Consider the following 15086-nt stretch of genomic DNA (forward strand, 5'->3'; position numbering starts at 1 on the left):
CCGATCATGACCGCCGCGCGACCGCTGTGGCAGGCGTATGTCTTCTTCCTGATGCCGATGATGCTGAGCAACGTGCTCCAGTCACTGTTCGGCACCATCAACGGCATCTATCTCGGCCAGATGATCGGCGTCGACGCGCTCGCCGCCGCCTCGATCTTCTTTCCGGTGATGTTCTTTTTCATTTCCTTCATCATCGGGCTTGGCGCGGGCTCGTCGGTGCTGATCGGGCAGGCGTGGGGCGCGCGCGCCACCGGCAAGGCGAAGGCGATCGCGGGGACGACGCTGGCGCTGACGTTGCTCGGCGGCGGCGTGATCGCGATCGGCGGCGGAGTGTTCGCGCGCCATCTGATGGTGGCGCTGGCGACGCCGCCCAACATCCTCGACGCCGCGACCGACTACGCCCGCATCATGATGATCACCATGCCTGCGACCTTCACTTTCCTGCTCGCCACCGCGATGATGCGTGGCGTCGGCGACACCGTCACGCCGTTGTGGGCGCTTGCGATCTCCACCGCGATCGGGCTCGTCGTCACGCCGGCGCTGATCCAGGGATGGTTCGGTCTGCCCCGACTCGGCGTCGCCAGCGCCGCGATCGCCGCCGCGGTCTCATCGGTCGTGACGCTATTGTGGCTCGGGATCCACATGCGGCGGATGAACCATCCGCTGGCGCCCGATGCGGTGTTGGTCAGCGCCATGCGACTGGACCGCGAACTGCTCGGCAAGGTGCTGCGCATCGGGGTACCCACCGCGGTCCAGCTCGTGGTGATGTCGCTCGCCGAAATCGTCCTGCTCGGCCTCGTTAACGGCTTCGGCTCCGACGCCACCGCCGCCTATGGCGCGGTCAATCAGGTGCTGAGCTATGTGCAATTCCCCGCGATCTCGATCGCCATCACCGCGTCGATCTTCGCGGCGCAGGCGATCGGCGCCGGCGACAACGAGCGGATCGGCGCGATCATCCGAACCGGAATGTGGCTCAATTTTCTTTTGACCGGCGGCCTGGTCGCGCTCGGCTATCTGCTCTCGCGCCTCATCATCGGCCTTTTCATCACCAGCCCGGCGGTGCTCGATCTGGCGCAAACGCTGCTGTTCATCGTGGTCTGGAGCACGGTCCCGTTCGGCATGGCCACCGTGTACTCGGCCACCATGCGCGCGAGCGGCACGGTGCTGGTCCCGACGCTGCTGTCGATTCTCGCCATCATCGTCGTGGAGGTGCCGGTCGCGGTCGTGCTCAGCCGTCAGATCGGGGTCGAAGGCATCTGGATCGCCTATCCGGCCGTGTTCTGCACCATGATGGTGCTACAGATGGGCTTCTACCGAATGGTCTGGCGCAAGCGCGAGATCAAACGGCTGATCTGAGGCCACAACGTCGTCCGCGGGCGCGAGCTGGCGTCGACAACAAATCGGCGCGCGACAGATACGGAGTACATCGATGCGCATTCTCGTAGTCGGGGCCGGCGCAACCGGCGGCTATTTCGGCGGCAGATTGCTTCAGGCCGGTCGGGACGTTACCTTTCTGGTACGCCCCAAGCGCGCCACCGAGCTGGCAAGCAGCGGTCTCGTCATCAAGAGCCCGCACGGCGACGTGACCCTGAAAAATCCCCCGACAGTGCAGGCCGACGGTTTGCGTGAGACGTTCGACGCCGTACTGCTCGCCTGCAAAGCCTTCGATCTCGACGACGCCATCACCTCGTTCGCGCCCGCCGTCGGCTCTCATACGGCGATCATCCCGCTCCTCAACGGAATGCGCCACCTGGAGACGCTCGACGCCAAATTCGGCCGCGATCGCGTGCTCGGCGGCCTGTGCTCGCTCGCGGTCACGCTCAACGCGAAGCGCGAGATCGTTCACCTCGCGCCGATGCAGATGCTTCGCTTCGGCGAGCGCGGCGGCGGCATGAGCGATCGGGTCAAGGCCATCGCCGATGTCTTCGCCGGCGCCGATTGCGGATCGCAGGCGTCCGACGACATCATCCAGGACATGTGGGAGAAGTGGGTGTTCCTGGCGACGCTGGCGGGCGCCACCTGTGTGATGCGCGCTTCCATCGGCCAGATCGTCGCCGCACCCGGCGGCCGCGATTTCATCCTCGGCGCGCGCGACGAGATCGCCGCAATCGCCAGGGCGGCCGGGCATGCACCGCGCGAGGAGATTCTGACTTCCGCCACCGGGATCCTGACGGCGGAAGGCTCGCCGCTCACCGCCTCGATGTTCCGCGACATCGAGGCCGGCGCGCGGATCGAAGCCGATCACATCATCGGCGACCTCATCGCCCGCGCCGAGGCCGCGAAGCTGCCGGTGCCGAAACTACGCACGATCTATACGCACCTGAAGGCGTACGAGAGCCGGCGGGGATGATTGGCGGTTTTCAGAAATCCAGATCCACGTAAGTGCGCGACGCCGGCACGCCGGCCAGCCACTCGCTCAGCAGCGGCCGGAACGAGGGCCGCGACTTGATCCGCGCATACCACGCCTTCGCCGCCTCGTCCTCGGCCCACGGCACGTCGCCGAGATAGTCGATCGCAGATAAGTGCGCCGCGGCGGCGAGATCGGCATAGGTCAGTTTCTCGCCGGCCAGATAATTCCGCGTCCGCGCCAGCCAGCCGATATAGGCCAGGTGATGGCGCACATTCGCCTTTGCGGCGCGGATCACGTCGGTCTCCGGCGGGCCGCCGCCGTTCTCCTCGCGCATGAAGCGCTTGTAGATGCGCTCCGTCACCAGCGGACCGGACGCCTCCTCGAAGAACTTCTCGTTGAACCACGCCATCAGACGGCGCACCTCGATGCGCTCGGGCATCGAGGCCGGCAGCAGCCGCCGCTCGCCGACCCGTTCGCCATAGGTCTCGTCGAGATAGTCCGCAATGATGGCGGCGCCGGGGATCGCCGGGATACCTTCAGCGATCAGTACCGGCGTGGTGCCGGCCGGATTGAGCGCGAGAAATGCCTCGCGCCGCTCCCATATCCGCTCCTCCACCGGCCGCACATCGAGGCCGTGCTCGCCGAGAACGAGGCGAATGAAGCGCGATTGCGGACAGAATGGATGATGAAACAGCGTGAACATAACGCCTTTGATAGATTTGCGATTCTTAAAAAAGTATCTCTAATGCGTTAACGCCGCAGGGATCGAAAACCCGCCTGAAGCTCCGGGAGCGCCGATCGCGGATCAGACGAATTTCGGCATTGCCGCGATGCGGCGAATAAGCGAGAAAAGCCCGCCATGTGGCGTCGAATCCGATTCGGAGCAGATATTTCATGTTTTCCGATGCGATCAGAGCCGTCATTCTCGGGATCGTCGAAGGCGTCACCGAATTTCTGCCGGTGTCCTCGACCGGCCATCTGCTGCTGGCGGAACGTTTCTTCGATCTCGGCGCGGGCGATTTCTGGAATACGTTCACGGTGCTGATCCAGCTCGGCGCAATTCTTGCGATTGTCGTCATCTATTTTGCGAAACTGTGGCGGATCGCGCTCGGCATGTTCTCCAATGCCGCCGACCGGCGGTTCGTCATCGGCGTGCTTGCGGCCTTCATGCCGGCGGTGATCGTGGGACTGCTTGCCGGCAGGTACATCAAGGAGCTGCTGTTCAATCCGTGGGTGGTGTGTTTCTCGCTGATCGTCGGCGGCGCGGCGCTGATGTGGGTCGATCAGCTCGACCACAAACCGCGAGAACACGACGCCACCACCTTTCCGCTGCCGATGTATATCTGGATCGGCATCGCGCAATGCACGGCGATGATTCCCGGCGTGTCGCGCTCCGGAGCGACCATCGTCTCGGCGATGCTGCTCGGCGCCGACAAGCGCGCCGCGGCGGAATTTTCGTTCTTCCTCGCGATCCCGACCATGATCGGCGCCTTCGCCTATGATTTCTACAAGAGCCGCGCCGACATGACGGCCGACCATCTCGGCATCGTCGCGATCGGCTTCGTGGTATCGTTCATTACCGCGATCATCGTGGTGAAGGCATTCCTCAGCTACGTCACGCGTAACGGTTTTACGTTCTTCGCCTGGTGGCGGGTGATCGTCGGCACGCTCGGCCTGATCGCGCTGGCGCTGGGAAGGTGATCGTGTTCCGGGCGCGATGCAGGGCCTCGCTTCGTGCTGCGCGGCGTCCGGGGCACGCGAACCTCACGCCCCCTTGGTCGCGAACTGGCCAGCCTTGCGGAAGCGCCAGAGATATTGCGGCAGCACGGCCTCCATCGAGTCCGGCGAGATTCCGAACTCCTGCAGCGTCAGGCCCGCAGCGGTCGCCGCCTCAGAGACGACGTTGTCGGTCCTGAGCATCGTGACCTGATCTGGCGTCAGTTTCAGCGCGCCGGGCGCGAACTGCAGAAACATCGCCTTGAAGCGGGCGGCGGCGAACGGCAGCGGCACCAGCGTCCGCTCGCGCTCGATGACCCGCAGGATGATCTGCCAGATCTCGCGCATCGTCAGCACCTCGGGACCGCCGAGTTCATAGACCGCGCCCGCTTTGGTCCTGCCGTCGACCGCATCCGCCACCGCGGTGGCGACGTCGCCGACATAGACCGGCTGCAGTTTCGTCGCGCCGCCGATCAGCGGCAGCACCGGCGACATCCTCGCCAGCGCGGCGAAACGATTGGCGAATTGGTCTTCGGGGCCGAACATCACCGACGGCCGCAGGATGGTGGCGGACGGCACCGCCGCCAGCACCGCCTTTTCGCCGGCGGCCTTGGCGCGGGCGTAAGCCGAGGCCGACCTGGCGTCGGCGCCGATCGCCGAGACGTGCACCATGCGCGCGCCGGCTGCTGCAGCCGCCTTCGCCACCGTCGCGGCGCCCTCGGCCACCACGGCGTCGAAGGTCTGCGCACCGCTCTTGCTCAGGATGCCGACCAGGTTGATCGCCACATGGGAGTCGCGCAACGCCGTGCGCACCGACGCCGGATAGCGCAGATTGGCCTGCACGGCATGGATCTGGCCGACTTTGCCGAGCGGCTGCAAATGCCCGGCCAGCTCGGGGCGCCGGACGCCGACCCGGATCCGGTAGTCCCGCTTGGCGAGCGCGCGAACCACATGCCGGCCGAGGAAGCCCGAGCCTCCGAAAACCGTGACGAGGGTGTCCATATTCGATGCCATGGTCTGGTCCTCAAGGGCGCTGGTATCAGGTCGGAAACAAGGGATATTCCGCCGTTCCGCGACACGTCAACCGGCGGGATGTCCCACCCGTATTCGGCCGCCTCTTCAAGGATTTGACAAGCGCGCGGCCGATGCCTACTAACCCGGTCCGTGCCCAGGTGGCGGAATTGGTAGACGCGCTGGCTTCAGGTGCCAGTGGCTGCAAGGTCGTGAAGGTTCGAGTCCTTTCCTGGGCACCATGACGCTTTCAAGCGTTGTTTTCCAAGGCAGACAAGCAAAATCAATGAGTTGAACGCTACCCGCCGGGTACAAAGGTGGGTAACTGCCCCTTACAATGCAGGCGTGGCGTTGTCTGCCGATGGGAAAATACCGATTATGTCCCGCAGAAGGTTTGCCGGACTTCTTCTCCTGGCGCCGGAGGCTTCGCATAGTCCGCAAACTCCGGCCGGTCGTCGTAAGGATGCGCCAGCACCTCGACGAGCTCGTGAAATTTATCGAAGTGTCCCGCTTCGGCGTCTTGAATGGCCGCTTCGATGCGGTGATTGCGCGGGATGAACATCGGATTGGCTGCCAGCATGGCGGTCCGGCGGGCCTCGGCGGGTCGCTCTTCAAGGGAGAGGCGCTGGCGCCAGCGTACGGCCCACTCGTCAAACGCGGACGGGTTTGCGAAAAGCGACCGCACGCCTGGATCGCACTTCGGATCTGCTGCTGCCTCGCACAGGGCGCGGAAGGTCAACGTGAAATCCGCCTGATTCTCAGCCATCGATGCCAGGAGATCGGATGCGAGTTCGAAATCTCCTTCCCCTTCGCTCGCAAGCCCTAGCTTTTGCCGCAGGCCGGCAAGGTATGCCCGGTTGAAATGATCATTGAAGAGCCTGATCGATGCGTTGGCGGCTTCTATCGCCTTGTCTGCGCCGTCGGCCATCAGCGGCAGCAGCGTCTCGGCGAACCGGGTCAGATTCCATTTGATGACGGCAGGCTGATTGGCGAACGCATAGCGGCCGAAGTGATCGATCGAACTGAAGACCTTGTCCGGATGGTAGGCGTCCATGAAGGCACAGGGGCCGTAGTCGATCGTCTCGCCCGCGATCGCAGTGTTGTCGGTGTTCAGAACACCGTGGATGAATCCAACCAGCATCCATCGGGCGGCCAGCCGGGCCAGGGCCGCGACCACCGCGTCGTAGAAGGCGCGATACGGGTCTTCGGCCGAGCGCGCTTCCGGATAATGCCGCTCGATGGCGTAGTCCGCGAGAACACGAAGATTGTCGACGTCGCCCCGTGCAGCAAAATATTGAAACGTGCCGACGCGCAGATGGCTCGATGCGACGCGGGTCAGGACGCCGCCCGGCAACATCCGCTCACGAATGACGTTTTCGCCGGTCAGCACCGCGGCCAGCGAGCGCGTCGTCGGAATGCCGAGCGCGGCCATGGCCTCGCTGACAATGTATTCGCGGATGACAGGACCCAGCGCGGCGCGGCCATCTCCGCCTCTCGAGAAGCGGGTCCGGCCGGAGCCTTTGAGCTGAAGATCATAGCGCCTGCCTGCAGCATCGACGACTTCACCGAGCAGGATGGCGCGCCCGTCTCCGAGCTGGGGCACGAAGTCCCCGAACTGATGTCCGGCGTAGGCCTGAGCGATCGGTTCGGAGCCGGGTGCGATGACGTTGCCGGACAGAATCGCGACCCCTTCGGGGCTTTTGAGGAACTGAGGATCGATGCGTAGCTGGCGGGCGAGCGCGTCGTTCACGCGCAGCAGTCCGGGCGCCGGGGCCGTCGCAGGTGTCACGCGCTGATAAAATGCTTCCGGCAGCCGGGCATAGGTATTGTCGAAGGGGATGAACGCTGCCGCATCTGCGGGCGCGGAACGGGAAATTTCTGTCAAGGACGTCATGGCCTTTAGAGTCGTTCCTTGGCCGCGCAAAGCAAGCCGGAGATTTGCGGTTTGACGCGGCATAACGGAGCTGCGCCCTTGCAATTCGATTGTGCCGGTCGGGATTAAAGACGTACCGCCCTTTGCGCAAGCCTGAGGGCTCTCCGGGGCGAGTGCGATCGATCTATGCGGCCGGCCGCATGTCCTCTTCAATGATTTCGGAAAAGCCCTGCCGCCAGGACGGATAGCGTGGCAGCCACCCGAGTTCCCGCTTGGCTTTGGCGTTCGATCCTGCGCGGGACTCGGTCATCATGACAACGAGATGTTGTCCGGCGACAAGGCGGCCCAGCCAGGCGGGAACGCGGAACGGCGGTTTTGCCCCCAGCATCCACGCGATCTCCATGAGCCAGTCACGCACCGGCGCCGGATCATCGTCGACGATGTTGTAAACGCCCTCACCGCGCTCGACCGCAACCGCAGCCGCTTCGGCGGCATGCGGCGCTTGCGAATCTGCTTCAAAATGGATGGATCGCAGAAGCCGGTATCGGGGCCATAAAATCCGCCATAGCGCAGCGCAACCCCGACCAGGCCCGGCGTCGTCGTCACGGCGTGCTCGAGATGGCGGATCGCATCCAGCGTGCCGCGGAGTTCCCGCGGCGGATCCTGATCGAGCGGATCGTCTTCGGTCTTCACGTGACCGCCGGTCCGTGCATAGGGCCAGCCGCAGAAGCTTTGCGCGACCATTCGCTTCACGCCGCAGGCCTGCGCGGCTGCAACAAGATGGTCGGTTCCGGCTGTGCGCAGCCGGTTGCTGCTCGCGAATGTGCGGTCGAAATTGCGCAGGTCTGAAGCGTCCTTCAAATCCGTGAGTTGATGCACGATCACATCCGGACGCGCGGCAACGACCGCGGCATGAATGGCTTTCTCATCGAGCGCATCAGCGACCACGGGGTCCGCGCCGAATTTCCGCAGGAGATTCGTTTTCGCGGGCGTTCGCGTCAGTCCGGTCACGCTATGCCCTCTGTTGATCAAGCGCGGAACCAGACGGCGTCCGACCGCGCCCGTCGCACCCGCAACGAAAATGCGCATGGATCACCTTACGAGTTGATGCTGCCGACCTGCTTCAGGTTTAGGTGAGTATCGGGTCCGATGAATGCAAGCGTTCCATAGCGTATAGCCTGCGATCGCGAATCGGGATCCCGCCGCTTCCCGCTGCTGCGACGCCGTCGTGCCCCGCCTCAATGCCCCGCCGCCTGTCCACCGCGCTTCACCGTTCGCAGCGACAGCGCCAGCGGCACGATCAGCGCCGCAATGCCCGCCAGCACGACGAACACGTCGATATAGGCCAGGATCGCGACCTGTTCCTGCAGCATCTTGCCGATATAGGCGGTGCTGGTGCCAGACACATTGCCCGTGGCCGTTTGTCCTTTGAAGTAAGTCTGCAGATGGTTGAGCGTGTCGCTGTAGATCGGATTCCATGAGCCGATGTGCTCGACCAGCCGGCTTTGGTGGAACTGTTCGCGGCGCGCCAGCACGGTCTGGCCGATTGCGACGCCGATGGAGCCGCCAAAATTGCGGGCGAGGTTGATCAGCGCCGACGCCTGATCGGTCTTGTCCGGCGGAATGCCATCGTATGAGGCGGTGGTGATCGGAATGAAGATCAGCGGCAGTCCGATGCCGAGATAGATACGCGACCAGGCGAAATACCAGAAGTCGGCGTCAGGCGACATGCGCCACAGATCGAACATCGCGAGGGTCGCGATCGTCGCGCCTGCTGCAATGAGATAACGCGGCTGAACGAAGCTGATCCGCCCCACCACGATCATCATGAACATGGTAACGAGTCCGCCTAGCGAGATCGACAGGCCGGCGATGGTGGCGGTGTAGCCGTACTGTTCCTGCAGGAGCTGCGGCAGCATCTGCGTGGTGGCGATCAGCAGCGCGCCGGTCGCCAGCATGATGACGAAGCACGAGCCGAACTGCCGGCCGGCCAGCATCCGCAGATCGATCAGCGGCTGCTTGCGGGTCAGTTCCCATGGGATAAACAGCATGGCAGCGACGACGGAGATGACTGCGAACGTCACGATGAAGGTCGAGCCGAACCAGTCGTCGATCTGGCCGCGATCGAGCACCACCTCAAGTGCCCCGAGGCACATCGCGACCAGAACGAAACCCGTGAGATCGAAATTCGGACCCTCCGCCCACATGGCCTTGCGTTCTTTTTCGCGCGTGGGCGAGGTCGGGATGATCAGATAGATCAACACCAGCGACACGACTCCCACGGGCACGTTGATGAGGAAGCACCAGTGCCACGACCAGTTGTCGCTGAGCCAGCCGCCGAGCGTCGGTCCGACGACCGGCGCGACCACGACCGCGATGCCATACAGCGCAAAACCTTGTCCGCGCCTGGCCGGCGGAAATGCCGCGGCGAGGATCGATTGCGCCACCGGCGTCATGCCGCCGCCAGCGAGGCCCTGCATCACCCGGAAGATCAGGAGCGACTGCAGATTCCAGGCAAGGCCGCAGAGAAGCGAGCTGAGCGTGAACAGCGCGATGCAGACCAGAAAGAAGTTCTTGCGGCCGAACATGGCGGCGATCCAGCCGCTCGCCGACAGCACGATCGAATTGGCGACGAGGTAGGTCGTAATCACCCAGGAGGCCTCATCGGCGCTGACCGCGAGGCCGCCGGAGACGTAGCGCAGCGCGACGTTGGCGATGGTGGTGTCGAGCACCTCCATGAACGTCGCGACCGCGACGAGCGTCGCGATCAGCCACGGATTGACGCCGCCATATTCGCCGGTATGAGAATCGGCAGCCATTGCGCGCGACCTCGCTCAGCGCACGGTCACGCGCGGCACCACCGACATGCCGGGCCCAAGCTCGACGTCCGGCAGCCTGTCAAACAGGATTTTCACGGGCACGCGCTGGACCACCTTGACGTAATTGCCGGTGGCATTTTCAGCAGGCAGCAGACTGAAGGCGGTGCCGCTGCCGGCCTGGATGCTGTCGACATGACCGGCGAACGAGCGGCCGAAGGCGTCGATCTCGATCTCGACGGGTTGCCCGACGCGCATGTCGGCGAGTTGCGATTCCTTGAAATTGGCGGTAACCCAAACATGCAGTGGCACCACCACCATGATCGATTGGCCGGGCGTGGCCAGCGCGCCGACAGCGGCAGTGAGTTTCGTCACCCGCCCATCGACGGTGGCGTGCAATTCAGTGCGGCTGAGGTCGGCGTCAGCGCGATCCTTCTGCGCCTTGCTCTCATCGATCTGGGCGCGAGCCGCTGCCTTCTGCGCAGCCAGCACATCGATCTGCCGTTGCGCAGCAATTTGCGCGGCATTGGCCGCGGCAAATGCTGCCTGCTTGCTATGGAGATCGGACGCCGCCTGCTGCGCACGCTGGACGGTGCCCGCGCCGGTCCGCACCAGATCCTGATAGCGGCGGTTTTCATCTTCGGAGAATTTCAGCGCGGCTTGGGCTTCCGCCACCTGTTTTTCGGCGCGATCGATCTGGGCCTGCTGGGCCGATATCTGCGCGTCGAGATTTTGCAAGGCCGCAGCGGCTTGCCGGACTTGCGCGTCAGCCTGATCGACCGCGGCCTGATAGTCGCGCGGATCTATTTTCGCCAGAAGATCGCCGCGCTTCACGACCTGATTGTCGGTCACGGCGACGTCGACGATGCTGCCCGTCACCTGCGGGCTCACCAGCACCGGCCGCGCATCGATGAAGGCATCGTCGCTGCTCTCGTAATGACGGGCGTGAAGATACCAGAGAATCCCGGCAACGACCGCGAGCACGGCCAACCCGAGACAGACGATTGCCAGGATCGGATGATTGCGAACGGCGCTGCGGATACCCGATTGCCGAGAAGCCTCGTCTGATGTGCCGTCCGGTGCCTTGGCCGGCTTGTCGCGATCGACCGCGGGCTGTTGTCGCTCTGATCGTGCGTTGGCGCCGTCGGCGGGCGAGGAAACGTCCTGTCTGGTTGACCTCCGATCTGCGCGACCCGAGCCCGCTTCTGCTGTCATGTCCGCCATATCGCGCGGCCTCGTTCGCGCCCCCTTATCGCGATTGACCCAAAGTGATAAACGGCCCTTGCGAAAACTTGTTCCGGCGCCGGCGCCGCGGTCTTCCGTTCCTGTTCAATCCATGAACGGCGCGGGACGCGTGAGCGCCGCATCGCGCCTGGCTTCCGATACGGCGCTGCAAAGCATGGCCGAAGGACCGTGAACGAGATACCTCAAAAGCGAGGTTTGCGAACGATGTGGAGATAGCTCGGATCGAACTCGCCCAAGTCTTGCAGGGCGGCCCAGTCGAAGACCGTTAGTTCCCCTCCCTTAAAGTTTGCCGCGTTGGTCTCCCGCAGATTCAGCAATGCGCGATTGACCGTCGCAAGCGACATGGCGAGCGTCTCTCCAAGCTGGTTCAAACCAATTGGAACGTCCAACGTGTTTCTGCGTGTGAGGCCCGAGGCTTTCGCGCGGTAAAACAGCTCACAGAAAAAATGCGCCAGCCGCGCTAAAGTCGAGCGCGCGCTATTATTGGTGATCGCCTCGCGGAATATTGCGGAATCGATGAGAGTTTCGCGCCAAACAGCGAAGCCGATCGTGGGCCGCGCATGAAACACGCGCATCAATTCGCTATGGGGTATCGAAGCCACCATCGCATGGTCCATCGCGCACAACCCGTGATCCATCTTTTCTATGAACAACATTTGAGCGTCCGGGACGTCGCCCTTCAGATGATATGAAAGATATTGCCGTCGGCCGTTTGGCATCAGGTGATAGCGCGCAAGCATTCCATGCAGGACCAGCGCGGACGCTTTCGTGGTGTCGCCCTGGCGGATCAAATCTTCATTCGGACCCAGATGGCGCACGGCATAATTGATCGTCTCAATGCCCGTCATGTCATCGGCCGTTAGCTTTGAATGCTCTTTCAGTTTGTTGACCAGGGTTTGATGCACATTGTCCACGGCAATCTCCCGAAGTTGCAAAGCGTCTCAAACGATACGGCTCGCGAGATATTTGGAACTAAACTTCGGAAGTTGGGGAGAGGTTGCTATCGATCGTAGCTGTCCGCTGGCGCCTTCACCTGGAACTCCTTGGAGCCGAAAGTGCCAAAGGCGCTTAGCGGGAAAATCTGCGATAAATGCGGGAAAACGATCGCGCCGCTTGCGGGAAGGCGGCCCCGCGCACTGCTGTGCCGTGACTGCGACAGAGCTGACCCGTTCAGTGATAAGGTAGTTTCCGGGTGGCTCAGGGGTGAACTGGGCCGCAAGCCTGAGGCTTCGGATGACCGTTGAGCAATTGCAAGAGATCTTGAATCGACTCGAGCCCGCCCGATTTCAATCCCGGCAGCTCAGCGCATTCAGCCGCTTATGCAGAAATGCCAGCACCATAACCTCATCGGTGGAGAGTTTCGCGTAGTGGCGTTTGAATTTCTGAGCGATCTTCGCGTCTATCATCTTGACGAAATCGCCAGACATATAGGCGCTTAGTATTTCCGGATGCACATAGCTTTTGCGACATATGGCGGGCGTGTTGCCAAGCTGCTTGGCGACCTTCTCGATTGCAGCGACCACATTCCGTTTCGCCTCGGCCTGGCTGTCGTATGTCTTGAACTCCGCCAGTGCGAGCGCCGCCAGCACTGTAGCCGCCCAGGTTCTAAAATCCTTGGCGCTGAAATCCTGCCGCGTGATTTCCTTGATGTAGTCGTTGACGTCGCCGGAACCGACGGTGCGCGATTTTCCGTCGTCGTCCAAATATTTGAAGAGCTCGTGTCCTGGAATTTCCGCGCAGCGCTTCACGATGGCGGCAATACGCCGGTCCTCGACCCGAAGCTTCCACTGCTTGCCTGACTTGCCCGTAAACTCGAAGCGCAGGACACCGCGCCCGATCGCGACGTGCTTGCGCCGCATGGTGGTCAGCCCATAGGACTTATTTGTCCGCGCGTATTCCGCGTTGCCGACCCTTATCAGGGTCTTCTCCAGCAGACTTACGATCGTCGCCAGAACCTTCTCGCGAGACAGGCCGTCACGCTTCAGGTCGGACGCCACGCGCGCGCGCAACGCGGGCAGCGCTGCCGCGAACTGAATGATGTGCTCGTACTTGTTCTGATCCCGCAGTTCGCACCATTTCGGATGGTAACGATACTGCTTGCGTCCGCGCGCATCGACACCGGTGGCCTGAATGTGGCCGTCAGGCGAGGGGCAGATCCAGACGAATTCATATGCCGGCGGGATACCGATCGACTTGATGCGACGGATCACGGCGGCATCGGTAATGCGCTTGCCGTCTTTGTCGTAATAGCTGAACGACGTGCCCGCCCGCCTGCGCCGGTATCCCGGCGCCGAGTCACTCACATATCGCAGACCTTCCTCGGCGATTACGGAGGCGACTTCCGCCGAACGAGCCTCCTCGTCTTTGCCGTTCTGCCGGAGCATCCTTCGTTTCCCCGCGGAAGCCCCGACGCACCGATGACTTCACCGGAAAACATAAAGGCGAATGCACCCATTGGTTCCATCCGCGAGGCGTAGGGAGAAGGGGCCGGCTATTGGTCCGTTGTTTCCAAGGCGCTTCCGTTCGCGACCGACATCCCTCGCCTGCTCCTCGAACCCGAGACCCGCCTAAGCGGGCCGAACACCTTCCCGAACCGACCGAGGCTGCCTTTAAAGCCCTTCGACGAGGGGCGGCCCGCGATCGGGGGAGACGCGAATTCGGGGTTTGCCCCCTAGCCGTGTCGAGCTCGCGGGGCTAAATGCCAAGAATCCGAGAATCCAGGGCGAATTAGGGCTACCGGCGTCCCTTTTTTTGCTAAACCCGGCCGCGAGTCAGGAGTCCAATGTTATGGCAGTATCCGAAATCATGCTTGCGGCCAGGCTGAACGATCAGGCCGAGATCTTTAAGGAAGAGGGGCGTTACGCCGAGGCCGAGCCGCTGTACAGACAGGCGTTGGCCATCTGCGCGAAAACGCGCGGGCTCGAGCATCCCTCTGTCGCGCTCGGGCTGACCGATCTGGCCGAACTCTACACCCTGCAGGGCCGCTATGCCGAAGCCGAGCCGCTCTGCAAGCGGGCGCTGGCGACCTGGAGAAAGTCCCTCGGGCCCGATCACCCCGATCTCGTGCAGTCGCTGAACAGTCTGGCCCACGTATACAGGGCACAGGGCCGCCACGCCGAGGCCGAACCGCTCTACAAGCGCGCGGTCGCCATCTTCGAGAAAACGCTCGGCGCCCATCATCCTTCCGTCGCGTCGGCGCTGGACAATCTGGCCTCGTCGTACAAGGACGAGGCCCGCTACGACGAAGCCGAGTCGCTCTACAAGCAGGCACTGGCGATCCGGGAGAAGGCGCTCCCTCCCGATCACCCTGATGTCGCGCAGTCGCGGACCAATCTGGCCGACCTGGACAGCGCCCGGAAGAGCGCCGCAGCCGGACCCGAATAATCCCATTGCGAGAACTCCTGAGGAAATCGATTACGGCTTGTAAAAGATTACGGCTTGTAAAAGATGGTGGCGACGGTGCGCCACCACCGCCCTTCCCGATCACTCTCGAGACTGGCAATGGCCTCGATCCCGCGGGCGTGGAGGAGTGTCCCGTAACAAGAATGACTTTTGGGTAATCGCAAATCACCGTGTCCGTCGAGTTGTCGCCAGGCTCGACAGGAACATTGTCGTCTTGCGTCGAGTTCTATCAGTTGCCTAAGCGCGTTGCCGTAGCAGCGCCGCTGAGAATGACAAGCTGATAGGAGTTTCCCAAAATGTCCGAAAACACTAACGGGACCGTGAATTATAGCGTGCGCGAAGCCGTGGGAGTTTTTTCCGACGTCGAGGCGCTGGAAGCCGCAGTTGACGAACTCGAGGTCTCAGGTTTCGACAGAGCGACGATTTCCGTGCTCGCAAGCGACAAGACGATCAAGGAGCGAATGGGGCCCCTTCATCACACTCTCGTCGAGATCGAGGACGATCGGCAGGCGCCGGGGACTGCCTTTGTCGAAAAGGATTCCCGTGTCGAAGGCGAAGCGGCGGCCGTAGGTATTCCCTTCTATATCGGCTGCGTCGCGGCCGCGGCAGTAGCTGCCGGCACCGGTGGTCTGGCCGTGCCGACAATCGGTGCGATAATCGCCGGCGGCGCGGC

Annotated in this window: 13 protein-coding genes, 1 tRNA gene and 1 pseudogene; 6 read left to right on the forward strand and 9 right to left on the reverse strand. The window is 62.8% G+C overall.

Annotated elements, in window-relative coordinates; all coding sequences use genetic code 11:
* Positions 1–6 precede the first annotated feature (6 nt).
* Positions 7–1356 carry an MATE family efflux transporter gene (locus BGN91_RS02760; RefSeq protein WP_292610427.1) on the forward strand — a complete coding sequence of 450 codons (1350 nt, stop codon included), beginning with the start codon at positions 7–9 and terminating at the stop codon, positions 1354–1356.
* A gap of 73 nt (positions 1357–1429) precedes the next feature.
* A complete protein-coding gene (gene panE / locus BGN91_RS02765; protein ID WP_292610428.1) occupies positions 1430–2350 on the forward strand; it encodes a 2-dehydropantoate 2-reductase in 921 nt (306 codons plus the stop codon).
* Between the two features lie 10 nt (positions 2351–2360).
* Here the strand turns inward: panE and BGN91_RS02770 are convergent, their stop codons facing one another.
* Entirely contained in the window at positions 2361–3053 is a 693-nt protein-coding gene (locus BGN91_RS02770) for a glutathione S-transferase family protein (RefSeq protein WP_292610429.1), read from the reverse strand.
* 191 nt (positions 3054–3244) lie between these two features.
* On the opposite strand from BGN91_RS02770, the gene BGN91_RS02775 reads away from it, so the two are divergent.
* Complete coding sequence (locus BGN91_RS02775; RefSeq protein ID WP_292610430.1) at positions 3245–4051, forward strand: undecaprenyl-diphosphate phosphatase; 807 nt, start codon at positions 3245–3247, stop codon at positions 4049–4051.
* Positions 4052–4114: 63 nt separating this feature from the next.
* Here the strand turns inward: BGN91_RS02775 and BGN91_RS02780 are convergent, their stop codons facing one another.
* Positions 4115–5080 (reverse strand): complex I NDUFA9 subunit family protein, encoded by a 966-nt coding sequence (locus tag BGN91_RS02780; protein ID WP_292610431.1) that lies wholly within the window; start codon positions 5078–5080, stop codon positions 4115–4117.
* 152 nt (positions 5081–5232) lie between these two features.
* On the opposite strand from BGN91_RS02780, the gene BGN91_RS02785 reads away from it, so the two are divergent.
* Positions 5233–5319: transfer RNA gene (locus tag BGN91_RS02785), tRNA-Leu, on the forward strand.
* Between the two features lie 134 nt (positions 5320–5453).
* On the opposite strand, the gene BGN91_RS02790 is transcribed toward BGN91_RS02785, so the two are convergent.
* The 7 genes from BGN91_RS02790 to BGN91_RS02820 form a co-directional block, all read right to left on the reverse strand.
* On the reverse strand, positions 5454–6971 hold the full coding sequence (locus tag BGN91_RS02790; RefSeq protein ID WP_292610432.1) for a protein adenylyltransferase SelO: 1518 nt from the start codon (positions 6969–6971) through the stop codon (positions 5454–5456).
* 163 nt (positions 6972–7134) lie between these two features.
* Positions 7135–7263 (reverse strand): hypothetical protein, encoded by a 129-nt coding sequence (locus BGN91_RS02795; protein ID WP_292610433.1) that lies wholly within the window; start codon positions 7261–7263, stop codon positions 7135–7137.
* A complete protein-coding gene (locus tag BGN91_RS02800; RefSeq protein ID WP_292610434.1) occupies positions 7260–8039 on the reverse strand; it encodes an NAD(P)-dependent oxidoreductase in 780 nt (259 codons plus the stop codon). Before BGN91_RS02800 ends, BGN91_RS02795 begins: the two co-directional genes overlap by 4 nt.
* A 149-nt stretch (positions 8040–8188) precedes the next feature.
* Complete coding sequence (locus tag BGN91_RS02805) at positions 8189–9769, reverse strand: DHA2 family efflux MFS transporter permease subunit (protein WP_292610435.1); 1581 nt, start codon at positions 9767–9769, stop codon at positions 8189–8191.
* 15 nt (positions 9770–9784) lie between these two features.
* A complete protein-coding gene (locus BGN91_RS02810) occupies positions 9785–10981 on the reverse strand; it encodes an HlyD family secretion protein (protein WP_292610436.1) in 1197 nt (398 codons plus the stop codon).
* 212 nt (positions 10982–11193) lie between these two features.
* On the reverse strand, positions 11194–11925 hold the full coding sequence (locus BGN91_RS02815) for a Crp/Fnr family transcriptional regulator (protein ID WP_292610437.1): 732 nt from the start codon (positions 11923–11925) through the stop codon (positions 11194–11196).
* Between the two features lie 372 nt (positions 11926–12297).
* Positions 12298–13395, reverse strand: coding sequence for a DNA topoisomerase IB (locus BGN91_RS02820; RefSeq protein ID WP_292610438.1), 1098 nt, complete (start codon positions 13393–13395; stop codon positions 12298–12300).
* A 403-nt stretch (positions 13396–13798) separates the two neighbouring features.
* On the opposite strand from BGN91_RS02820, the gene BGN91_RS02825 reads away from it, so the two are divergent.
* Together BGN91_RS02825 and BGN91_RS02830 are read left to right on the forward strand one after the other, a co-directional pair.
* Positions 13799–14395 (forward strand): tetratricopeptide repeat protein, encoded by a 597-nt coding sequence (locus BGN91_RS02825; RefSeq protein ID WP_292610439.1) that lies wholly within the window; start codon positions 13799–13801, stop codon positions 14393–14395.
* Positions 14396–14709: 314 nt separating this feature from the next.
* Positions 14710–15086 (forward strand): annotated as a pseudogene (locus BGN91_RS02830) (hypothetical protein); the annotation flags it as partial.

Origin of the sequence: Nitrobacter sp. 62-13 (assembly GCF_001896955.1) — a bacterium.
Classification (GTDB): domain Bacteria; phylum Pseudomonadota; class Alphaproteobacteria; order Rhizobiales; family Xanthobacteraceae; genus Nitrobacter.